The sequence below is a fragment of the Rubneribacter sp. genome, assembly GCF_965361815.1.
The window spans coordinates 1-22587 of sequence record NZ_CBDTNW010000158.1 but is presented as its reverse complement, the minus strand read 5'-3'; the positions used below and the strand labels follow the sequence as shown (position 1 = coordinate 22587).

The 22587-nt window shown below is 65.0% G+C and carries 21 protein-coding genes; all 21 read right to left on the bottom strand.

The features are described 5' to 3' along the window. Positions 1 to 397: 397 nt before the first annotated feature. A complete protein-coding gene (locus ACWKY3_RS11715) occupies positions 398 to 1684 on the bottom strand; it encodes a uracil-xanthine permease family protein (protein WP_449316585.1) in 1287 nt (428 codons plus the stop codon). A gap of 45 nt (positions 1685 to 1729) precedes the next feature. Next, on the bottom strand, positions 1730 to 2410 hold the full coding sequence (locus tag ACWKY3_RS11710) for a YczE/YyaS/YitT family protein (RefSeq protein ID WP_449316584.1): 681 nt from the start codon (positions 2408 to 2410) through the stop codon (positions 1730 to 1732). Between the two features lie 7 nt (positions 2411 to 2417). Further along, a complete protein-coding gene (locus ACWKY3_RS11705; RefSeq protein ID WP_449316583.1) occupies positions 2418 to 3827 on the bottom strand; it encodes a DUF1116 domain-containing protein in 1410 nt (469 codons plus the stop codon). Between the two features lie 18 nt (positions 3828 to 3845). Further along, the gene (gene fdrA / locus ACWKY3_RS11700) at positions 3846 to 5387 is read right to left on the bottom strand and encodes an acyl-CoA synthetase FdrA (protein ID WP_449316582.1); all 1542 of its coding nucleotides are present in this window, start codon (positions 5385 to 5387) and stop codon (positions 3846 to 3848) included. Beyond that, the gene (locus ACWKY3_RS11695; protein WP_449316581.1) at positions 5387 to 6295 is read right to left on the bottom strand and encodes an oxamate carbamoyltransferase subunit AllH family protein; all 909 of its coding nucleotides are present in this window, start codon (positions 6293 to 6295) and stop codon (positions 5387 to 5389) included. The genes fdrA and ACWKY3_RS11695 overlap by 1 nt, the downstream gene beginning before the upstream one ends. A 21-nt stretch (positions 6296 to 6316) precedes the next feature. Further along, positions 6317 to 7561 carry a hypothetical protein gene (locus tag ACWKY3_RS11690; protein ID WP_449316580.1) on the bottom strand — a complete coding sequence of 415 codons (1245 nt, stop codon included), beginning with the start codon at positions 7559 to 7561 and terminating at the stop codon, positions 6317 to 6319. Between the two features lie 91 nt (positions 7562 to 7652). Next, complete coding sequence (gene atzD, locus ACWKY3_RS11685) at positions 7653 to 8756, bottom strand: cyanuric acid amidohydrolase (protein ID WP_449316579.1); 1104 nt, start codon at positions 8754 to 8756, stop codon at positions 7653 to 7655. Positions 8757 to 8911: 155 nt separating this feature from the next. Next, the gene (locus ACWKY3_RS11680) at positions 8912 to 10534 is read right to left on the bottom strand and encodes a PucR family transcriptional regulator (protein WP_449316578.1); all 1623 of its coding nucleotides are present in this window, start codon (positions 10532 to 10534) and stop codon (positions 8912 to 8914) included. Between the two features lie 331 nt (positions 10535 to 10865). Beyond that, positions 10866 to 12161 carry a response regulator transcription factor gene (locus ACWKY3_RS11675; RefSeq protein ID WP_449316577.1) on the bottom strand — a complete coding sequence of 432 codons (1296 nt, stop codon included), beginning with the start codon at positions 12159 to 12161 and terminating at the stop codon, positions 10866 to 10868. 322 nt (positions 12162 to 12483) lie between these two features. After that, positions 12484 to 14214, bottom strand: a complete 1731-nt coding sequence (locus tag ACWKY3_RS11670) for an FAD-dependent oxidoreductase (RefSeq protein ID WP_449316576.1) — start codon at positions 14212 to 14214, stop codon at positions 12484 to 12486. 233 nt (positions 14215 to 14447) lie between these two features. Continuing rightward, positions 14448 to 15737 carry an ATP-binding protein gene (locus ACWKY3_RS11665; RefSeq protein ID WP_449316575.1) on the bottom strand — a complete coding sequence of 430 codons (1290 nt, stop codon included), beginning with the start codon at positions 15735 to 15737 and terminating at the stop codon, positions 14448 to 14450. Between the two features lie 169 nt (positions 15738 to 15906). Next, positions 15907 to 17199 carry a phosphopyruvate hydratase gene (eno, locus tag ACWKY3_RS11660; RefSeq protein WP_449316574.1) on the bottom strand — a complete coding sequence of 431 codons (1293 nt, stop codon included), beginning with the start codon at positions 17197 to 17199 and terminating at the stop codon, positions 15907 to 15909. A gap of 183 nt (positions 17200 to 17382) precedes the next feature. Continuing rightward, positions 17383 to 18240 (bottom strand): energy-coupling factor transporter transmembrane component T family protein, encoded by an 858-nt coding sequence (locus ACWKY3_RS11655; protein ID WP_449316573.1) that lies wholly within the window; start codon positions 18238 to 18240, stop codon positions 17383 to 17385. Positions 18241 to 18404: 164 nt separating this feature from the next. Then, positions 18405 to 18770 carry a hypothetical protein gene (locus ACWKY3_RS11650; RefSeq protein WP_449316572.1) on the bottom strand — a complete coding sequence of 122 codons (366 nt, stop codon included), beginning with the start codon at positions 18768 to 18770 and terminating at the stop codon, positions 18405 to 18407. A 66-nt stretch (positions 18771 to 18836) separates the two neighbouring features. Further along, the gene (locus ACWKY3_RS11645; protein ID WP_449316571.1) at positions 18837 to 19082 is read right to left on the bottom strand and encodes a BAG1 BAG family molecular chaperone regulator 1; all 246 of its coding nucleotides are present in this window, start codon (positions 19080 to 19082) and stop codon (positions 18837 to 18839) included. Positions 19083 to 19403: 321 nt separating this feature from the next. After that, positions 19404 to 20033, bottom strand: a complete 630-nt coding sequence (gene rplQ / locus ACWKY3_RS11640; RefSeq protein WP_449316570.1) for a 50S ribosomal protein L17 — start codon at positions 20031 to 20033, stop codon at positions 19404 to 19406. 12 nt (positions 20034 to 20045) lie between these two features. After that, a complete protein-coding gene (locus ACWKY3_RS11635; protein WP_449316569.1) occupies positions 20046 to 20996 on the bottom strand; it encodes a DNA-directed RNA polymerase subunit alpha in 951 nt (316 codons plus the stop codon). Positions 20997 to 21025: 29 nt separating this feature from the next. After that, entirely contained in the window at positions 21026 to 21652 is a 627-nt protein-coding gene (gene rpsD, locus ACWKY3_RS11630) for a 30S ribosomal protein S4 (protein WP_449316568.1), read from the bottom strand. 19 nt (positions 21653 to 21671) lie between these two features. Further along, complete coding sequence (gene rpsK / locus ACWKY3_RS11625; protein ID WP_449316567.1) at positions 21672 to 22070, bottom strand: 30S ribosomal protein S11; 399 nt, start codon at positions 22068 to 22070, stop codon at positions 21672 to 21674. 12 nt (positions 22071 to 22082) lie between these two features. Continuing rightward, positions 22083 to 22451, bottom strand: a complete 369-nt coding sequence (gene rpsM, locus ACWKY3_RS11620; RefSeq protein WP_449316566.1) for a 30S ribosomal protein S13 — start codon at positions 22449 to 22451, stop codon at positions 22083 to 22085. Between the two features lie 21 nt (positions 22452 to 22472). Then, on the bottom strand, positions 22473 to 22586 hold the full coding sequence (gene rpmJ, locus ACWKY3_RS11615; protein WP_006363204.1) for a 50S ribosomal protein L36: 114 nt from the start codon (positions 22584 to 22586) through the stop codon (positions 22473 to 22475). Position 22587: the final 1 nt, after the last annotated feature.

The following is a 22587-nucleotide window of genomic DNA, read 5'->3' as shown; positions in this document are numbered from 1 at the left end:
ACCGCCCGCAGGTTGGTCACAAATGACGCCCTGTGGCACGCGCGGGGCCGATTTCGCGCCCTTCATGCCTCTCGCGTCCGGAGAAACCCCAGGTCGCGGGAATCGCGCGGCCCGCCGACGCGCCGGATCGGCCGCCTCGCGTGCCACAGGGCGCGGTTTGTGACCAACTTGCGGTCGGACCCTCGCCCAGCCACTGCCACCGCCGGCGCGAGCCGAGCCGGCCACCCCTGCAAGGTTGACCGCAAACGGCGCGCGGCGCTGTTTTTGCGAACGCGCGCAGCGCCGACCACCCTCCGCGGCGCACGATGCCGCCCGGCGGCGCGAGGCGCTTCCGCGCTCTGCACAGGCCCATGAGGCCCCGGCCTCCAAGAGGCCAAAGGCCTCATCCTCCGCATACCTATTCAGTTGGCTCTTGCGGCGAACCCTCCCGGGAGCGCGGTAGGGCGAGGTTCAAAACGACGCCCAGGATGGCGCAGGCCGCCATGCCGGGAATGGAGTAGTCGCCCAGCGGGATGACGATGCCCGCGCATTCCATCCCGATCCCCAGCACCAGCACCGACGCCACGATCATCAGATCGCGCGAATCCGAGAAGTCCACCTTGTCGGGCGTGAGCATGCTCATGCCGTTTGTGGCTATCAAGCCGAACAGCACCAAGGACACGCCTCCCATGACGCACGAGGGAACGGAGTTGACCAGCGCCTCCAGCTTGGGGCAGAAGCCGCCCACGATGAGCGCGAACGCGCCCGCGTACCAGAACACCTGCGTCGAGTACACGCGCGTCACGCTCATCACGCCGATGTTCTGCGCGTACGTGGTGGCCGGCGCCCCGCCCACAAGGCCCGCGACCGTGGTGGCCAGACCGTCGCCCAAAAGAGACCGGGACAGCATGCCGTTGTAATTCTTCCCCACCACCTGGCCCACCACCAAAAGATGCCCGATATGCTCCACGATGGCCACCAGCGCCACGGGAGCTATGAGCACCATCGCGCTCAGCTCGAACGTGGGAAAGACGAGGCTGGGAAGCCCCACCCACGGCGCCTCGATCACCGGCGCGAAATCCACCAATCCGAAGCACACGGCAGCGATGTAACCCACCACGATGCCGATGAGCACGGGGAAGGCCGCCCATATCCCCGGCAAACACGACGTGGCCACGATCACCGCCAGCGAGATGAACGCCACCACCGCGCCGCTGGCCACGAATCCGCCGCCGGAATCATACCCGCCGTTGAAAAACGACATCTCCACCGCGTCGGAAGCCAGACCCAGCCCGATGACGATGACCACCGGCGCCACCACCACCGTGGGCAGAAACCGGTCGATCCACCCCGTTCCCACCAGCTTGACCAACCCCGCCACGCCCATGTACACGACACCCGCCGCAACGATGCCCCCGCACGCCGCCCCGATGCCGCCGCTGGCCGCCACCATGGCGATGGGCGTGATGTAGGCGAACGACGATCCCAGGTAACTGGGAATCTTTCCACGCGTGACCAGCAGATAGAGGATGGTTCCCACGCCCGAGCACATGATGGCCAACGACGCCGACATGCCCGTGAGGTAGGGCACGAGCACCGTCCCGCCAAACATGGAGAGAAAATGCTGAACGCCGAGCAGCGCCGCCTGCGGAGGAGCCACCCGGTCGTCCACGCCTATCGTGAACCGCTTTCTCGCACCAACCATGTCGCAATCGCCTCCTTCTCGAACGCGCCGAAGCGAGCTTCGGCGTCAGTCCCCGCAACCCAAAAGCCGCTTTCTCGCCAACCCCGCCGATCGCTGGATGACAGGTCCGCTCATCAGCATCATGCACACCGTGCACAGGCCAAGCTCCCCGCCCAGAAGAGCGCCGAGCATCACCACCGTAGCGTCCGATGCCACGCGCACGCGCCCCACAGGCCAGCCGTTCTTCTCAGACAAGGAGAACGTGACGGCCTCGTAGGATCCGCGGCCGGTGTCGGTGGCCGCGTACAGCCCCGTGCCCGCCGCGAACAGCACGATGCCCGCTACCATGAGCGCCGCGTTGGCAACCGGGTGCCCGACATATCCGTGGACGCCCGAGAACGCATCCACGAGCAGGCCGTACACCACCTGGTACAGCACCGTTCCCAGCCCGATCTGGCGCCTGTCGTAGACCAGCGAGAACGCGATCATGAGCGCCGCCACCGCAAACGACGCCTGCCCCAGCGTCAGGCCGAACGTGCGCGCGACGCCCTGCCACAGCACGGCGAGCGTCCCGCCGCCGAACCCCGCCCCAATGGCCAGCGTGATGCCGTAGGCCGACACCGCCGATCCCACTGTCACAAGCGCAAGGCGCCAGGCGATCTGCGGCCTATCCACGCGGGCGGCGCGGACGAACCCCAGCAGGGCCGCCCGCGCAGCTCCCTCCCTATGGTCCCGCTCGCTCGGCACCGAACCGCTAGCCCGCGCGCTCGGCCGAAAACGCTTCGAGCGCCCGTTCGAAGCACTCCACCGGCGGGTTCACGATGCCCGCGCCCACCTGGCCGATACCCGGCACCTTGTGCGCGATGCCCGTGTTGATGACCGGCAGCACGCCGCTTTCGAGCACCTTCACCACGTCGATGCCCGTGGCCGTGCCGCGGAAGTTCATCGGAGGCAGCGAGAAGCCCACGTTCTCGGCGACGGTGATCTCGCGCATGCTCTCGGTGTAGCGCATGGCGTCGGCCACCGAACCGCCCACGAACTGCACGATGGCCGGCGACGCGCCCATGGCGAAGCCGCCGATGCCCATCGTCTCCGTGATGGCGCTGTCGCCCAGATCGGGGTTGGCGTCCTCGGGAGAGAATCCGGGGAACAGCAGCCCATCCACCAGGTTGGCCGGGCCGGTGAACCACCGATCCCCCAGCCCGCTCACACGGATGCCAAACTCCACACCGTTGCGCGACATGGCCGTGAGCACCGTGGAGTTCGGAATGCCCGACGCCGCGTCGAGCGCGCATTTGCACGAGGGCATGGACAAGTTCAGGAAGTAGTGCTCGTTAGCCGAGATGAAACGCATGACGCGCTTGGCCGCATCGAGCGGCACGCCGCATTCGAGCAGCGCGGGCGCCACCTCTTTGAACAGCAGGCTTGTGGCGGCCTTGTTGCGGTTGTGGCACTCGTCACCCATCTGCACCGCCTGGGCGATGATGGTCTTGGTGTCGATGCCGCCCAGCGCGCGCACGGCCTTGTCCATGGCCGGCGCGAACTCCTCCTGGATCCACGCAAGACGCTCGATCACGCCCTTGTCGAACGCGCCGAAGCGCAGCACCTTGCCCAGGCCCTCGTTCACCGTGCAGAACGCCGTGGTGCCGTGAGTCTGGTTCTCCACGATGTGCACGGGCATAGACGGCGACACGATGCCCGCCATAGGCCCCACCGCGCCGTGCTCGTGGCAGGGCGAGAACTCTATCTCGCCCGATGCGGCCAGCTCGCGCGCCTCCCCCTCGTCGGCGGCACGTCCCTCGTACAGAAGCGCGCCCACCACGGCGCCCTGCATGGTGCCGCACATGTCCTCCCAGGCGATGGGCGGGCCTGCGTGCAGGATGGTGTTCTCGGTCATGCCGGGAACCACCTCGCGCGCCGGCGCCAGGCCCACCAGGCGCGTCTGGGCCGCCATGATGCGGCCTGCCGCCTCCTCGTTGGCCGCGCGCACCTCTTCATCGTCCGCAAGCGCGTCGAGCGCCTCCAGGAGCGCAGGGGCCATGGTGGGCGGCTGCCAGGCCAGCTGCGTGACCCTCTGCCCTTGAAACGCCAGGTCCTCCATGAAGTTCGGCGCGCCGATGTTGACGAAGCCAAGATCCTTGCCGAACAGTTCGTTGATGCTCATGCGATTCGCCCTCCCTCGCTACAGGATGCTCGCGGCCAGCAAGGCCGCCTCACGATTGCTGCGCGCTACGATGACGCCTTCCTGCTCAAGCAGGGCGGTTTGCGCGGCAAGCCCCTGCTTGTCGGCCTCCGTCGCGCACACGTACCCCACGAACGCAAGCTCGCGGCCCTCCTTAGCGGCCGCCGCGCGGGCGGCGCGGATGGCGGGCAGTGTCTGGCCGACCGGGTCGTCGTGCGAGCCGAAGCCCAGCTCGAAGTCGAGCAGCACCACGCCCACCGTCGGGTCGGACCCCTGCTCCGCAATGATGTCGTTGCGCAACGCCGGCTCTATCATGGGATGCGGGCGGCCGTTGGTGAACTCGTCGTCGCCCATGTCCAGAAGCACGTTGCCCACGCACGCATCCGATCCGCTCATCTCCTCGCTCGGGCGATGCGACACGTTGCTGCGCAGCGCGTCCAGCCGGCTGCGAAGCAAGAACACGGCCTCGGCGCACAGGGTGCCTCCGCAGAAGAACGCGCGCAGGTTCCTCTGGTCGGCATTCAGCTTGGCGCGGGCCTCGGCAGCTGCGGCCAGCATCCCCTCGTCAAGCTCGCTCGCGCCCGCCTCGGGCACCGCTTCGCCGCGCGATGCCGCCACGGCGGCCACGGCGGCATCGAAGAGGTTGTCGCGCACATGAACGTGGCTCGGCACCGCAATGTCCGTGTCGCCTTCCAAAAAGCACACCACCGCCGGCTTGTCGAGCGTCTCCAAAAGGCCGAAGATCTTCGCGCTCACCGACTCCGCAGGAGGCTTCGACACCAGCACGATGACGTCGGTGCCCTCATCGGCCGCCAGCGCTTTGATGCCCGAAAGCATCATGATGCCGCCGACGGCCTCCTTGAGGTCGCGCCCGCCCGTGCCGATGGCCTGGGACACGCCGCCGCCCATGCGGTCGATCTGCACCATGACCTCCTGCAGCCCGGTGCCGGACGCCGCCACCAGCCCGATGCGGCCGGGGCGCACCTTGTTGGCGAAGCACAGTCCCACGCCGTTGATGGCCGCAGTGCCGCAGTCAGGCCCCATCATGAGCAGCCCGTGCGCAGCCGCATGCTCCTTCAAGCGCCGTTCGTCCTCGATGCTCACGTTGTCGCTGAACATCATCACGTGCAGCCCTTGGCGCATGGCCAGCATGGCCTCGCGCGCGGCGTAGCGGCCCGGCACCGACAGCACGGCCACGTCCCCGAAGCCCTCCGAGGCAGCTTGGCGCACCGTGCGGCACACCACCTCGCGCCCTGAGGCGCCCTCGTCCTTGCGAGCCAAGCGCTCGTCCACGGCCTTCACGGCCGCATCGCACGCCTCCTTTGATGCGGCGCGCACGGCCACGACGAAGTCGTTGGGGCCGGCCGCCTCCGTTTCCTCGGTCGCAAGGCCCACGTTCTGGAGGATCTCCTTGTTCAGATCGGTGGCCATGGACACCACGGCCTCCTCCACCCCCTCGCGGCCCTTGATCTCGCTGCCGATGGACATGAGCGTCACCGAATCGAAGTACGAGTTCCTTCGAACCACCGTAACCTGGTGCATCAACGTCTCCTTCCCGAAACGCCAGTCAACAGTACAAGCCTTCTCAGCGCGTCCGCAGCGCCTGCGGCGAAGTCGGCACCCGAGGTGTGCCCCACCGACAGCAGCTCGGACAGCGCCGGCCCCGCATCGCATGCATCGCGCAGCAGGGCCCGTTGAAACCGCAGGTGCGTGGAGGCTGCCTGGCCGGCAAGCTCGCAGGCGAGCATCTGGCGGCTCACCCGCGTCGTGGCGTCCAGCACGCCGGGAGCGCCCACGCCGTCGGCAACCGCCTGCCGCACGCGCCGGGCCGCAGGGTGGTCCACGCCTCCCAGCACGCACAGCGCGCCCGCGATGAAATCGTCGCCCGCAGGCGTCAGCCCCTGCCCGGCGCCCACGAGCCGGCGCGCGGCGGCCTCGACGCCCTCCCCCGCGAACGCGACTCGCATCAGGTCGTCAGCCCGCTGCCACACAAACGACGACATAGCGTCAAGCGGGCATGCCTCGCCCAGCCAGCGCCGCCGATACCCAAGGAGGCAGCCGCGCGCCTCGCCCGATGCCGCCAGCGCCTCGTCAAAAGCCGCAAGCCCGCGACGGGCAGCGGCAACATCCCACGCCATCTCCTCGCCCGCCGTCGGCACCGTGCGACAGGACGAGAAATCGATGCGCGCGCCTGCGGAAAGCGCCAGCCATTCCCCCTGCCACCTCGCCACGCTCCCAGGACGAATGCGGGAATCCGCAAGCGAGCCCCGCGCTGCGACGCAGACCGTGAACGGCGCCGCGAACCCCGGCCGCGCCACCACCGTCCACAGCCATCCGCCGCCCTCCAGGTTCACCGCATGGTCGAACACCTGCAGCACGCGAAGGGTCATCCGGGCGCGGATCGCAGCCTCAAAACGGCTGTCGCACGCCTCTGCGCGCAGCGTTTCCACAACAGCACCTTCCATCCGCCCCTATGCGAAGAGGAACGACACTGCGATCAGCAGCACCAGCATGCCGACCATGTACTTCATGTTGGTCTTCACAACGTCCATGATGCTCTTGTCGAAGCCGTTGGAAAGCGCCACCACGTTGATCTGCACCGGGCTGATCTGCGTGCCCAGGCCGGTCGCCAAGGCGATCAACCCCATGGCCACGGGCGAAAAGCCCATGAGCGACATCGTGGGCAGGATGAGCGTGAGCACGCCCGCGCAGTACGCGCCCGACGGAATGGCGATCAAAAAGCCGATGACCATGGCCACGGGCAGCATGATGAACGTGGGCACGCCCCCGGTGAGCGACGCGATGTTGGAGAACGTGCCGATCTGCTCCATGAGGTTGATGAATCCAAGGAACAAACCGACCGAAAACATGGTGGTCAGGATGAACTGCGAGCCGTCGATGAGCGCAGCGCAAGTGCCCTCGATGTCGAGCGGCGTGCACACGACGATGAGGATGCACACCACGGCCACGGTCACGGCGGGAACGACGATATGCGAACCCGCCAGGCCGTTGATCCAGCCGCCCAGCACCACCATCAGCAAAAGCACGATGACGGGAATGGAGCGGACGAACAGCTTGCCGTTGGTCAGCTGCTCCTCGTCGGCCTTCTCGGAGGAGGCGGCCCCTGCGGCCATCGAGCCGCGGCGATGCACGCCCCAGAAAGCCAGCGCGGCGGCCAACAGCACCAAGACGATGGTGAACGGCATCATGATGTTGGCGAACTCCGTCACCTCGATGCCGATGTTCTCGGCCGTCACAACGCCCTGGGCGCCGGCCGGCGACGTGATGAAGCACACGGCGCCCGCGATGGCCATAGCCGCGATCACCTCGGGAACCGCCCCGATGGCCGCGAACACGAGCGGGGCTATGACCATCGTGTTGCCCGCCGACAGGCCGGCCATGTACGTGGCGCACGCCTGCACGATCACCAGCACGGCGGCCAGCACGGCGAACTTGCCTTTCAGCAGCTTCTCGCACAGGTTGACGAGCGACTTGAAGCACCCCGCCTTGCCGGCCATGGCCGCTGCGGCAGCGTACATGATGGGGGCGACGTTGCCGAACATGGTCCCCAGGCCCTCGGTCACGGCATCGCCCATGCCCCCAACGGCGATGCCCCCGATGATCATGGCCACGATGCCGCCCACCAACCCCGCGAACAGCATGTGCTTCTTCAGCACCAAAAGCGCGATGATGACGACAAGGGGTATCAAACTCAAAACGAGTTCCATTTTCTCACTCCCTTACGAACGGGATCGTATTGCGATGCGTTGGCGGAGGGGGCGGCTTGACACCGCCCCGAAGAACCCCTTAGCGCTCCACGATGACGGCGACCGGGCCGCCCCCGTCGGGCCCTTGATGCTCCGCGCCGCCGGACACGTACACCATCGGGTCGCCCACCGCGGCGGAGATCACGCCGCCCACGGCCGCGCGCGCATGGCGCGTGTGGTTGATGTCGGAATCGGTGTGCATGGTGTTGCGACGGGCGCGCACATAACCGGTGGAGTCGGCTTCGGCCTTGGCCAGCGCGTTGACGATTTTGGCCTTCTGCTCGGCCGTGGGAAGGCCGTCCACCTTCATGCCGGCGTTCTCGATGGCCTCGATGACGGCCTCTATATCGATGGCGTCCTTCATGACGCTGTGTCCGATGGCGAAGTCGCTGTCGAAGGCGGCGGAGTTGCCCATGAGAATGATCTCGCAGTTCAAAAGCTCAACTCCGGCAGAGGTGGACGCCACCTTGGAGTAGAGCGACCAGTCTTGGCAGATGACCTCGTCGCTTACCGAGCCCTCCGGGACCTCGCCAAGCGCAAGCGCCACGCCTAGCGCGGACGCGCCGCGGTTGTAGCCCATGGACTCGTAGGTGTCGTGCACCACAACCTCGCACCCGCGCTCCTGGGCGTCCAAGATGCGCTCGGAGGTGAGCAGCGGGCACTTGATCTGCACGAAGTGGACGTCTGCCGGATCGGCGATGCCGGCCTTCTCCATGAGTTCGAGCGTCACGCGGCGGCACTCCTCCACCACGGCCATGGTGCCCTGCTCCTCGGGTAGAAAGTCGCGGGTGAAGCCAGAGCTGGCCGCGAGCGTCTTCTCGGCGGTGGGCTCGCCTTCAACCTCGATGCTGCAGAACACGAGCGCATGGGGAGCCAGCACACCCTCGGTGCCGCCAGACATGACGAAGGCCACTTTCCGGGACACTTCGTCTTCCGGCCAGCCGGTCTCGACGGCGATGAGGCGCTTGAACGCCAGCGTGGCCAAACCGCGCGTGAAGTCGTTCACGCAGCCGTTGCCCTCGGTCTTGCCGAGCACGGCGATGATGGTCTTCGGGTCTATCGCGCCTTCGTCGATAAGCGCTTTCAAGGCGCGGGTGTCGTCGGGGCCGGACATCTCGATCTTGCGGACATCGATCTTTTTCATACGGCATCCTCCTGAGTCGGGTGATTGGACGGTCCGTTGGCCAACGATTCTGTCCCGATGCGCTCATTGTATGGAGGCGGGCTTTGCCTGTCATTGTGGCGAAACGACAGAAACCGCCCGCCTCGTTGTCGCTCAGCGCCATGACGCGCGGCGCGTCACTGCTTGTCGGAGATCGCCCGCAGCCACACCCAGCAGTCGTACGCCACCACTATCTCCGCGAAGCCGCGGCCCGGCTTGAGGCTGATCCCCAGCTGTTCAATCTTGTTGGCGCGGTAGCGCACGGTGTTGTAGTGGACGAACGACCGCTCCGCCACGCGCTTGTAGTTCAGATCGCCTTCGATGAGATGGCCGAGCGTCTCCATGAGGTCCGTGCCGTTCTCGCGATCGTAGTCGATGAGCGCGCCTATCTTCTCGCGCACGAACTGCCGCAGCATTTCGACATCGCCCACTCCTTCGATAAGAGAAAATATCCTATGCCGCGCGTAAGCGTCCACGAACGAGGACCTGTTGAGCGACCCTCCCGTCTTGAGCACGCTCATGGCCTGGGCATAGGCCACCTCAAGGGCCCGCACGCGCTCGCAAGCGTCGGAGATGCCCACGCCTATCCGCGCGTCCTTGCCGCGGGCCAGCCGCAAAAGGTCGGGCATCATGGCCGTGAACAGCGCCACGTTGCCCGCCTCGTCGGGCACCCCGCCCAGCACCACGAGGGCGTCGTTGAAGTACACGATGTACACGCTGTCTGACACGCGCCCCTCCACCCTGCCGTACCACTCGTCCAAAAGCCCCGTGTTGATGACGCTGTCGTAGAACTCCTTGCGCGCCGTCTCGTCCTCGGTGAACACTTTGAGGCAGACCACCGGCTGAGGGAACCCCAGCGACATGCTGAACGCCCGCATCTTGTTCTCCACCTCGATGGGCGATTTCACCTTGCCCTGCAGAAGGTCGCGGATGAACACGTCGCGGAAGTTCTTCTGGTTCTTGAGCACGGCGTCGGTTTTCAGGAACAGGGCCGCCAGCAAAATGGCGGATTGCTCCACTGCGATATCCAAGTTGATGCGTGCGTCCCTATCGCCGGGATAATCCGGCACGTAGATGTAGCCGAAGCGGTGCTTGCCAGCCACGACAGGATACAGGCTGTGATCGAGCAGCAGCTTGCGTTTGCGCTGCGCCACGTCCTCGGTGTCCACAAGGTCGTCCAAGCTGCCGGCGCCGTAGAGCGCGCCGGACGACGACGCGGCGCACAGAGCGCCCAGATCCTTGTCCAGCAGGCACACGTCGCGGCTGACGAGCTCGCCCAGCCGGCCGACAAGGACCTCCACGTCGGAGTCGTTGAGCAACAACTCCGCCAGCGCGTTGTGCACGTGGTTGCGAAACTGCAGCTGCGCGATGTACTCGCTGAGCTGCAAGGAGAGCACCTGGTTGGCCATCGTTGACAAATTCGCGTCGGAAGGCAGTTCCAACACCGGAAGCCCCAGCTCGTCGGCTTGCTCAAGGATGCGCGCAGGAATCTCCTCCACGTAGCGCCGCGGCTTGATGCACACCCCCGCCACGCCGCACTCGTTCAGACGCGCGACGAAATCCCGCTTGCTCGAGTCGTCGTTGGCGATGGGGAACAACGTGGTCAAAAGCAACGTCCCCTGCTCCAAATAGGGGAACACGTCGGGAACCTCCATGAGCGAGGCTCCTTGAACCACGTGGGAGAGGCCCTGGGCTCCCGCGACCACCTTGGCGCCTTCGAAGCTGTCCAGCTCGAGCATGTCCCTAACCGTTTTGGGCATGGAATCCCCTTCCGCTCGCAAGCTTTCCGGTCTCCCGAGAGAACGCGCCCCCATCCTACCTTGCGCAGGCGCGTTCCTCGGTGACAAATCTTCGAGCGATCTTTGTCACCCGCCAACAATGACGCGCCCCGCTTAATCGGCTAGAGCGCAACCCCGAAACGCCCCTCGCCGCCCCGCCGCGAACGAAGGGGCGCACGTAGCCAACAGCACGACAATCACGCCATCTTTCCAGGCAATGACCAGGGCCGTCGCAACGCACTTGGCAAGTTGGACCGTTTTGACTTGGCGAGTTGGACCGTTTTGACGCCGTTCACAAATCTGATTAAACTGATCACAGGGAAGCCATGCCCTCTATCTTGGTGATGAGTTCCTGCTTGCTGTGAACGCCCATCTTCCGATATATCCTCTTCCCATGCGATTGGACGGTGCTCTTGCTTATGCACAGAAGCTCGGCTATGTAGGGTAGGTCCCGTCCACGAGCAAGCAGCTCCATGACTTCCGCCTCTCGCGAGGACAACCCGCTCGTTTCCGCGGCCAGGCGACACTTCTCCCGCAAAGCGTCCGATACCTCGTCGGCATCGGCAACCGCAGGACGCCCTTCCTTCCTGGGAAACACAAGGGCGAGCGAAAGCACGTAGAGGACCGCGAGCGCAGCGAACGAGAGGGCCGGACCCGAGCCGTCAAGCAGCTTGACGGCGGATCCGAACGCGGCCCCCAAGCACGTCGCGCTATACACCACCCCCGCGAACACGCAGTACGCAAACATCGGATGCATCTTCAGCTTCATGGCCGCCTCTATGCTCGCCACCATCATGAGCAGGGACGCGAGGGTGAACACCGAATAAGTGAGCCCGGCCAGGACAAGCCGGTAGCGCAACCCCAGAAAGGGAAGCAGGACGAAGCCGGCCGCCACCAGAAGGTAGAGCACCTGGTACACCTGAGGGATTCGCTCATAGTAGCTTTTTTGCGACTTCGACGCCGCATCGACCGCCAAAAACAAAACGGCAACCGCCATCGCTCCCGCCACGGACACCGTCACCACCCACTCGGCAAGAGCCGCCTCCCCAATGGCAACATGTCGTGCCAGCACAGAGGCGATGCCCAGCAAAGCAACGCATGTCACCGCCTTGGCAAAGCCCGCATCGACAAGCGCCGCATTCCTCCTCAGCCCATGCGGGGCACGCCGAAAAAGCCCCTTGCCGTAGTTGAGCGAACGCACTCTGGCAATCAGAATGCCCGAAGACGTCAACGCAAGCCCCAATGCAACGAAGGGCAGCGCCTCTTTCGGCAAAAGAAGCGCAAAGCACAGATACACCAGGGGGAAGGCTGCGGAGGCAAGCCCCACCACCTTGATGGCCGCACGACGCCCGAACGAAGCGAACACCATGACCCACAAAACGTAGCAGCCCCCCGTTCCCGCCCCGAACGCAAGGGCGCATGCGGCCGTCGCCGCCTCGTGCCATCGAACTCCCACAAGCCAGCATTGCAGCACAATCGGCACAACGAGAAGCACACTGCACGCCAGACCGAACATCAGCGTGGCCCTTCTCTTCATGAATCCGGTGGCAAAAGGGGCGGCCAGCACCATCGCCGCGATGGCACCTTGCTGGCATGTCGAAACCGCCATGAAGCGCATGTCGTCCCTTGGCCCAAGCGAGAAGAAAGCCGGGGCGCTTCCATCCCACAGCATGAAAAAGCCCAAAGCCAGCAGAGCGGCAAACCCCAGGACCGCGCTTCCGTATGATCGGTATGATCGCCTCCCCGACACGCGCACAGCAAACGCCCCCCTTGACGCAACGCGAACGAACACTCCCCGTCGCGCCCATTATATACCCGGCATGCGAGCGCGCCGCGATCCCTCCGACAACGACCCCGGCGAGAAAGGCGATGGCCGGCACGAAAGCCGGCCATCGCCAGAACGCACCCCGAAGAGCCGCCGAATCGAGACGCTATCCCACGACCTCACCCGTGGCCAGCTGCTTCCCGAGCAAGTATCCGAAGGTGACGCAATTCATTCCCAGATTATGCCCCGGCACGCTGAATGAGTAGATGCCGGCGAAAGCGTCGCCCACCATGACGCCGATGTTGTACAAACCGGGGATGGGCACATCGTTCTCGTCGCAAACCTCCATGTACTTGCTCGTGCGAAGGCCGCCCATGACGCAGAGGAAGTTCATGCCGCCCTGCATGACCGACTTGCATCCGTAGAACGGCCCCGTCTTGATGGGCGCGAGGTGGGCCTTGTTCTTGTGATACTCCTCGTCCAGCCCGTTTTCCGCGTACCCGTTGTAGCGCTCGATGGTTTTCAGGGCGGTCTCGACGTCTATGCCGTCAAGCTGCCGCAGGACGTCCTCTACCGTGTCCCCCTTCACGAAGGCCCCGGCCTCAACCGACGACTCCCATGCGGCGCGTTCCTCATCGGCCGAAAGACGACCGTCCTCGCTGCCGTACGTGCATCCCACGCCCTCCCAGTACGGATAGAACTCCGCATACGCGTCGTCCCAAACGGTGTACCAGGTTCCCTCGGGCTGCAGCAGATACTGATAGGCGGCGAACGAGCAGATGGTGTCCTCGTTCATGAAGCGCTCGCCGCGCATGTTCAGGTTGATGCCCTCGTGGGTGCTCATCGACTGGCTGTGCGGATTCGCGGAGTTGCAGTTGATCATGGCGGCGTTCGGATAGGTCTTCTGCCATGCGGCCCCAACCCACAAGCCCATCTTGTGACCGTCACCCGGGAACATCCCGCCGGTTTGGAACGTCGCGTCGTAGTTGATCTCGTTTCCTATCAGCAGACTGGCATACTCGGGGCAGTATCGCTGCATCATGTCCGCGTCGCCCGAGAAGTCGCCGGTGGCCAGCACCACCGCGTTGCGCGCGCGGTACCGAACGCAGTCCCCCTGCTCGTTTTTGGCAATGACGCCCGACACCCTTTCCCCGTCTTTCTCCAGGTAAAGCGCCACCGTCTTGTAGTGGATGGTCCCCCCGTGATCGAGGATGTCCTTCTCCAGCACGCTTGTCACAAGCGTCTCGCCCAGATGGGCGCCCTCGGTCACATCGTCGCCCACCCAGCCGTGGGCCCCGGGAAGCTCCGTGTACGCGCCGTCAACGTCCCGGTAGCCCACTTCGATGGTGGTGGTGTATCCGGCGCCCTCCATCAGATCGATCAGCCAGTCCATGGAGGTCTTGCTGTTGTTGATCCACCTCCACCATTTCGAGGCGTCGGGGCGAACGCTGTTGTACGCAAGCTCTTTCTTCATGAGGTACTTCACGTTCTCGGGCGTGTAGTCTATCCCCAGCCGCTCCTGCGCCTTGGTGTTGATCCCGTGGTTCGACCCGCCCCGGCTCACCGGAGCAGCCGAAGCGGCGAACAAGATGACGTCCGCCCCCTCCTCGGCCGCCGACGCCGCGCACACAAGGCCCGAGACGCCCGCTCCCACAACGACGATGTCGGCCTCGTAGGTGTCCGTCACCGACCCCTCGTCAACCGGCTCCGGAGGCGTCTCGAACGCCCACCGGCTTTGCCGCGCGCTCTCGGCGTTAAGGCCGTCCGACGCTTGGTCCGCCTGAGCGGACTCGGCACCTTCTTCCGTTTTCGGGCTGCACGAACCCAAGGTGGCCGCAGCGAAACCGCCCGCCACGGCACCGACGATGAACTTTCGACGATCAAGCAGAGCATCCATGGCGCTGATCCCCTTTCTCCTCGCGCGATCGCTTGCTCGCGCATTCGATGAACCCTCTTCGAAAGAGCATACGCAGGCAAGCCGCAAGAAGATTCCCCCCTCGTATGGGCATCTGGCAATGCGGACGACAATCCCATACGGTATGGGACGGGGCCGAAAGCCAAGCTTTCGACCCCGTCCCACGCTAGCGTCCAATGTCGCAAACACGTTCATGCCGACAGCGGAGATCTTTCTCAAGGGGCAAGCGTGGCCAACGGCGCAACGATCACGCCGTCCTTGCGCACGTACGCCGTCTCCGTCGCCGTCACCACCATGAGGAACGAAGGCGACCCCTCTCGATCGACGTCTACACGTTCCGCAAGCTTGATCAGATGCTTCGCCGCCTCGTCAACCCTGCTCTGCCCCATCTTCACCTCAATGGGAGCCCAGCGACCGTCCGCAAGCACGACCACCGCATCGGCCTCAAGCCCCGTTTTATCCCGGTAATGACGCACCGTACCCCCCAGGGCCTCGGCATACACCCGCAAGTCCCGCACGCACATCGACTCGAACAGCAAGCCGAACGTTTCGAAATCCTCCAATAGCTTCTCGGGAGTGGCGTTCAGTAGAGCGGCGGCTATGGCCGGGTCGGAGAAATGGCGTGTAGGGCTTGTTCTGACGGCCGTCTTGGACCGAAGGCGAGGGCACCATGCGCCCAGATCCTCCGTCACGCACGCACGAGCCAACGCATCCACGTAATCGGCCACCGTCACGTCGGAAGGAGGCTCGCCCTGCATGTCGGCGGCAATCGTCGTCAACGGAGCCTCGGTCGCCACGTTGCGCGCGTACGAGCGCATGATGGACCTCATCCACGTGGCGTTTCGCTTCACGCCGTCCATTTCCTCGATGTCGGCTTCAATGAGTTCGTTCACGTAGTTGCGGGCCTGCTGGAGAGCCGTGCTCCTATCGGCGTCGAGCACCGCCTCCGGCCATCCTCCCCGGCAAACGGCGAACGCCGCATCCCGCACATCGAAGTCGGCGAGGGCAGCCACGTCCCTCTCGCCCGAGAACAGGGACGCCAGGGAAACCAAGCCGTTTGATTCCCCTGATTCGAAGAGCGACATAGTTCTCATAACCACCGGCGCAATGCGGCCGACACCGGAATGGCAGGGGCGCTTCTTCGGCGTGGAGGATCCTGTGAGGATGAACCTGCCACGCCCCTTCCCCCGATCGATCGCGAACCGAACAGCGTCCCATAACTGAGGTGCCTCCTGCCATTCGTCGATGAGGCGAGGCTCGGGGCCTTCCAAAAGGGCCGAGGGCTTCGCTTCGGCCAAGGCGAGCAAGGAGGCGCTTCTATCAGGATCCTGCAGGTACACCGCGCTTGCGGCATGCTGCTCCGCGGTCGAGGTTTTGCCGCACCATTTCGGCCCTTTGATGCACACCGCGCCCGAAGAGGCCAAGGCATGCTCAAGGGCTGCGTCCACCACGCGGGGAAGGTATTCGTCGAATGATCGATTGTCCTGCCAAACAGCGCGAACCATGGCGCACCCTTTCGTCGCATATCGATTTCCAGGGCAATTATAGCGTACTTGGCGAGTTGGACCGTTTCAACTTGGCGAGTTGGACTGTTTCAGCTTGGCGAGTTGGACCACAAATAAGGCCGCGCATCGCCCCCGATTCGGCGATGCGCGGCCCCGAAAACAGGCGGCGCTAGCGCTTGATGTTGTAGAACGCGCTCATGCCGGCGTAGACGGCCTGCACGTCCAGCTCCTCCTCGATGCGCAGCAGCTGGTTGTACTTCGCCACGCGGTCGGAGCGGCAGGGCGCGCCCGTCTTGATCTGGCCGGTGTTGCACGCCACGGCCAGATCGGCGATGGTGGTGTCCTCCGTCTCGCCGGAGCGGTGGCTCATGACGCAGGCGTAGCCGGCCTGCTTGGCCATCTCGATGGCCTCCAGCGTCTCGGTCAGGCTGCCAATCTGGTTCACCTTGATGAGGATGGCGTTCGCGCAGCCCAGCTCGATGCCCTTGGCCAGGCGCTTGGAGTTCGTGACGAACAGGTCGTCGCCCACCAGCTGCACCTTGTCGCCGATGCGCTCCGTGAGCGCCTTCCAGCCGTCCCAGTCCTCCTCGGCCATGCCGTCCTCGATGGAGATGATGGGGTACTTCTCCACGAGCGCGGCCCAGTAGTCCACCATCTCGGCGCTCGTCAGCTCGCGGCCCTCGCCCGCCAGCACGTAGCGCTGCTTCTCGGCGTCGTAGAACTCGGTGGAAGCCGGATCCATGGCGAACATGATGTCCGTGCCGGGTTTGTAGCCGGCCGCCTCGCAGGCGCGCACGATGTATTCCAGCGGCTCCTCGTTCGTGGTGAAGTTGGGAGCGAAGCCGCCCTCGTCGCCCACGCCGCCGCCGAGGCCCGCATCGTGCAGCACTTTTTTCAGCGTGTGGTAGATCTCCGCGCACCAGCGCAGCGCCTCGGCGAAGCTGTCCGCACCCACCGGCATGATCATGAACTCCTGAAAGTCCACGTTGTTGTCGGCATGCACACCGCCGTTCAAGATGTTCATCATGGGCGTGGGCAGAAGATGCGCGTTCACGCCGCCCACGTACTTGTACAGCGGCAGCTCGGCCGACTCGGCGGCCGCCTTCGCCACGGCCAGCGACGCGCCCAAGATGGCGTTGGCGCCCAGCGCGCCCTTGTTGTCGGTGCCGTCCACCTCCAGCATGATGTCATCGACGAAACGCTGATCGTCAGCCTCCACGCCCACCAGCGCGTCGGCGATCTCCTCGTTCACGTGCGCCACCGCGTCAAGCGTGCCCTTGCCCAGGTAGCGGCCCTTGTCGCAATCGCGCAGCTCCACGGCCTCGAACGCGCCCGTCGACGCGCCCGACGGCACGGCCGCACGGCCGAACGAGCCGTCCTCCAGCACGACCTCGACCTCCACGGTCGGGTTCCCGCGCGAATCCAAGACCTCGCGGCCGAACACATCGATGATGACGCTCATGCATGCCTCCTCGCAGGTTTCGCCGGCTTCGACGGACCGTTCCGCCGAAGGATTGCCTTGCCGGCAATCATAGCACGTCACGCATGCGGAGCGCGTCCCTTCGGCCGTTTTTCCGCCATTGTCGACAAGCGGTCACGGCAACCCGGCCGCGCTCGACGCCGCGTCGCTCGTCATCTCGTTGCCCTACAACAGCAGCGCCAAAGCAAGGCACACCGCAAGGCCCGCCGCCAGCGCAAGGGCGTCGCGCGCCGCAAGCCCGCGCGCCGAAAGAGAGGTGCGCACCACGTCGGGCATGCCGTAGCAGCGCGCGTCCATAGCGATCGCCAGCGCATCGGCCCGACGGAACAGCCCCACGAACAGGGGGATGAGCGCGGTCTGCCACGCGCGAAGGCGCCTCCACAGGCCCCCTTCGTCGAACGCGGCGCCTCGCGCCCATTGCGCGTTGCGCACGCGCCCCAGCTCCTCAGCCGTCACGGGGATGAACCGCAGCGCCAGCGATAGGACCATAGCCACGTCGTCCACCGGCACGCGCAGCCGTCCAAGCGGCCGCATGAACGAGGAGAGCGCGTCGGTGAGCTGGGTGGACGTGGTGGTGTAGGTGACCACGAGGCTGGCCGTCACCAAAAGGATGATGCGCGCGGCGAAGAAGCATCCGCGCGCAAGCCCGGCCGGAACCAGCCCGAACGACCCGATCAGCACCACGGGAGGCAGGTCCGCCACCACGCCTGCCGACACACCCCCCAGCCCGCTCGGCGCGCCGGCCGCAACCGCCTGGCCCACGTCGAACGAGAACCCGTTGAACACCACGGTGAACGCCGCTATCACGTACACGGGCACGATCAGCTTGAAAAACCGTCCCAGCGCAATGCCCGACACCGCCGCCGTAACGGCGAACAGCAACGCGCACAGCCCGATTCCCGCCCACGTGCGCACAAAGAACAGCGTCACCGAGTAAGCGACGAGCAGGATGATCTTCACGCGCGCATCGCATGCGTGGATGGGTGAGGAGCCGGGTATGTAGGAGCTGACGTTGAGACGCATGCAGGCAGTATGCCACAACCATCCCCTGCCGCAATCGCGGCCGGTGACAATTCCGCGCAATCAGCTCCCTCGCAACCATGCAGGCGCCTCGCATGCAGGGTCCGCAGCTAAAGCCACAGGCCCTGCATGTGAGGTGCGCCCGCGCAAGGCGCGGCTCGGATTGTCTAGCGGCCTTCGCGGATGTGCTCGACGCTGTGCTTGACGCTGTCCTTCGCATCGATGGCGGCCTCTTTGACGGCCTCGCCGGCCTTGCCAAGCGACTCTTTCACGGAATCGAGGACGCTTCCGACCTTCTCGTCCCTGCGGGCCTCGTGCTGCTGGGCGCGCATCGCAGCCTCGGGGCTGCCCGTGCGCCGAGCCGTCTCGTGCTCGCGCTTGGCGGCCGCATCCTCGGCCTTGCGCTCCTCCATCCCGGTCTTGACCTCGTGGTAGGCATCCTTCACGTTGTTCTTCGCGTCGTGCGCCTTATCCTTTGCGTGGTTCCTCAGCTCGGTGGCTGCGGTGTTGGTTGTGCTGGTCTGCTCAGCCATGTCTGCTCCTATCGGGTTCAAAGTGGAATCGCCCCGTCTCAAGGGGGGCGGCGACCAGGGATGGCGCTACATGCCCTCCACGATGCGCCTTGTCTCGGCCACGGCCTGATCGAAGTCGAACGCGGTGCCGGCGGCCTCCACCGAGCGCCCCTCGTCTCCTTCGTCATCGAAATCCTCCACCGAGGCCTCTGCTTCCTGCTTGACCTCCTCCTCGATGCGGCGCAGGTCGTCAGCGGCCAAACGGTCCTGCTCGGCCTCGCCCTCCGCGCCGTCGAACGCGATCTTCTCTTCCAGCACGTCCGTCTTTGCCATCGGATGCTCCTTTCGTCGATGCGGCGGGCATCGCCGCCGCACTGCTTCGCTTGAAGCCCATTCTACGGAGGCCAGCCGCCGCATGCGACCACCGCATCACTACGGCTGCGCAACGCCTGGGCGACGCGCGATGGAGCAGGGCTTCAAGCTGTTGGAGCGCGGCCGATGCGGCCGCTTGCGACGAAAAGCGCCAATCTGCGCCGCACGGCCGCCCAGGCAAAGGACCCAAGCTTGCCCCGCATCGGAGCCCAAAGGAAAAAGCGCGCCACAAAAAAGGGGTCCGCAGTGCGGACCCCTTCGTTCCTTGATTGCAAGGGAAAGCTACTCGGCCTTCTCCTCCTTGGCCTCCTCGGCGGGAGCGGCGCTCTCCTCGGCCTCGGCAGCCTCCTCGGCAGGAGCCTCGGCCTCCACGGCGGCCTCCTCGGCCTTCGCCTCTGCAGCCTCCTCGGCGGGAGCGGCAGCTTCCTCGGCCTTGGCCTCGGCGGCCTCCTCCTTCGGAGCCTCCTCGGCCTTCTCCACCTTCTTCGGGGCGGCCTTCTTCGGCGTCGCCTTCTTGGCAGCAGCAGCCTCCTTGTCGGCCTTCTTCACGCACGGCTCGGTGACCAGCTCCATGATGACCATGGGAGCGTTGTCGCCCTTGCGCGGCCCCAGCTTCATGATGCGGGTGTAGCCGCCCGGACGGTCCTTCCACATGCCCTGCTCGACCTTCTCGAAGATCTCGCGCACAAGCTCCTTGTTGCCCAGCGCCGCGATGGCCAGACGACGGGCATGCAGGTCGCCGCGCTTGGCCCAGGTGATGATCTTGTCCACGTCGGGGCGGATCTCCTTGGCGCGCGACTCGATGGTCTTGATGCGGTCGTTGAGGAACAGGGCCTGCACCAAGCTCTTCTTCATGGCCTTGGTGTGGGCGAAGTCCGTCCCCAGCTTGCGGCCCTTGTAGTTGTGTCGCATGATACCTCTCTCCTAAAGCTTCAAATTGAGGTCCATGGAAATGAGCTTATCCTTCACTTCCTCGATGGACTTCGCACCAAAGTTCCTAATGTTCAGCAGGTCGTTCTCGGAGAACTCGACCAGCTGGCGCACCGAGTGGATACCGGCGCGCTTCAGGCAGTTGTACGAACGGACGGACAGATCCAAATCCTCGATCTGCTTGTCCAGCTCGGCGTTGGACTCCTGGCCCTCCGGCGCGAAGATGGACGGAACCTCGCCCTCTTCCTCGTCGGCCATGTCGGACAGGCTCAGGAAAGCGCCCATGTACTGGTTCACGATGTTGGACGCGCGGCAGATGGCCTCGGTCGGCGTGATGCTGCCGTCCGTCTCCACCTCCAGCACCAGCTTGTCGTAGTCGGTCCGCTGGCCAACGCGGGTGTCGGTGACGTTGAGCGTGCAGCGACGGACCGGCGAGAACAGCGAGTCCACATGGATGACCCCGATGGGATCCTCCGTGCGCTTGTTGCGCTCGGCGGACACGTAACCGCGGCCCACGCCAATGCGCACCGTCATGTCCAGCTGGCCGCCGTCGGCAACCGTCGCAATGACGTGCTCGGGGTTGACCAGCGTGAACTCGGTCGGGATGTCAAGGTCGGCACCCGTCACCGTGCAGGGACCCTCGGCCGACACGTGCGCCGTGGCCTCCTCGATGTCATCGTTGAGCGCGGAGAAGACAAGCCCCTTCACGTTCAGCACGATGTCGGTGATGTCCTCGATGACGCCCTCGGCCGTGGTGAACTCATGCTGCACGCCCTCGATCTGGATGGCAGTAGCCTTCGCGCCGTCCAAGGAGGACAGCAGCACGCGACGCATGCAGTTGCCCAGCGTGTAACCGTACCCGCGCTCGAGCGGCTCCACGACGAAACGCGCGACGGTGTCGTTGACTTCTTCCGTTGTTACCGTAGGCCTCATGAACTCCGTCATGTGAGGTGAGCCTCCTTACTCTGCAGCGATTATTTCGAGTAGAGCTCGACAATGAGCTGCTCGCGAATGTCCAGATCAATCTGGTCGCGTTGCGGAAGCGAGAGAACGCTGCCCTGGAGCTTCTCGATGTCAACCTCAAGCCACGCCGGCACCTGCACGCGCTCGTTGGAGATGAGCGCGCTTTTGATGACGAGCATGTCCTTGGCCTTGGGGGCCACGGCCACCAGCTCGCCGGGACGGACGCGGAACGACGGGATGTCGACGCGGCGGCCGTTCACGGTGATGTGGCCATGACGCACCTGCTGGCGAGCCTCCGCACGGGACTTCGCGAAGCCCAGGCGGTACACCACGTTGTCCAGACGGCTCTCCAGGATGCGCAGCAGGTTCTCGCCCGTGATGCCCTGCTGGCGGTTCGCCATGTCGTAGTAGTGACGGAACTGCTTCTCCATCACGCCGTAGATGCGCTTGGTCTTCTGCTTCTCGCGCAGCTGCGTGCGGTATTCGCTTTCCTTGACGCGCTTTTTGCCGGCTTCGCCCGGCGCGTAGTTGCGGCGCTCCATCGCGCACTTCTCCGTGTAGCAGCGATCACCCTTGAGGAAGAGCTTCGCGCCCTCGCGGCGGCACAGACGGCAGTCCGCTCCAGTGTAACGAGCCATAATACTTCGATCCTTTCAGCTACACGCGACGACGCTTGCGCGGACGGCAACCGTTGTGCGGGATGGGTGTGCAATCCTGAATGCTGGCAATCTCCAGACCGGTGGCCTGAAGGGAGCGGATGGCCGTCTCGCGGCCCGAGCCGGGGCCCTTCACGAACACGGACACCTTGCGCAGGCCGTGCTCCATGGCCGTCTTGGCAGCGGCCTCGGCGGCCATCTGCGCCGCGAACGGCGTGGACTTGCGCGAGCCCTTGAAGCCCACCGTGCCGGCGGACTGCCAGGAGATCACATTGCCCTGGGGATCGGTGATGCTCACGATGGTGTTGTTGAACGTCGACTTGATATGCGCAGCGCCGACGGCGATGTTCTTACGCTCGGAACGCTTGATGCGCGTGCGCACGTTTTTCTTAGCTGCCACTTGTCTGCTCCCTTACTTCTTCTTGCCGCCGATTTGCTTGCGCGGACCCTTGCGGGTGCGAGCGTTCGTGTGCGTGCGCTGACCGCGAACGGGCAGGCCGCGACGATGACGGAGGCCACGGTAGCAGCCGATCTCCATAAGACGCTTGATGTTCTGGGAAACCTCGCGATGCAGGTCGCCCTCCACCTTGATGTTCGCCTGGATGTAGTCGCGCAGCTTCACAAGCTCCTCTTCGGTGAGGTCGTTCGTGCGCGTGTCGGGGTTGATGCCCGTCTCCGCCAAGATCTTCTTGGAGGTGGTCAGGCCGATGCCGTAGATGTAGGTCAAGCCGACTTCAATGCGCTTGTCGCGAGGAAGGTCGACACCAACAAGACGTGCCATGCTGCAATCTCCTCTTTCTTCCTAGCCCTGACGCTGCTTGTGGCGCGGGTTCTCGCAGATGACGAGCACCTTGCCATGGCGTCGGATGATCTTGCACTTGTCGCACATTTTCTTGACCGAAGGACGTACCTTCATA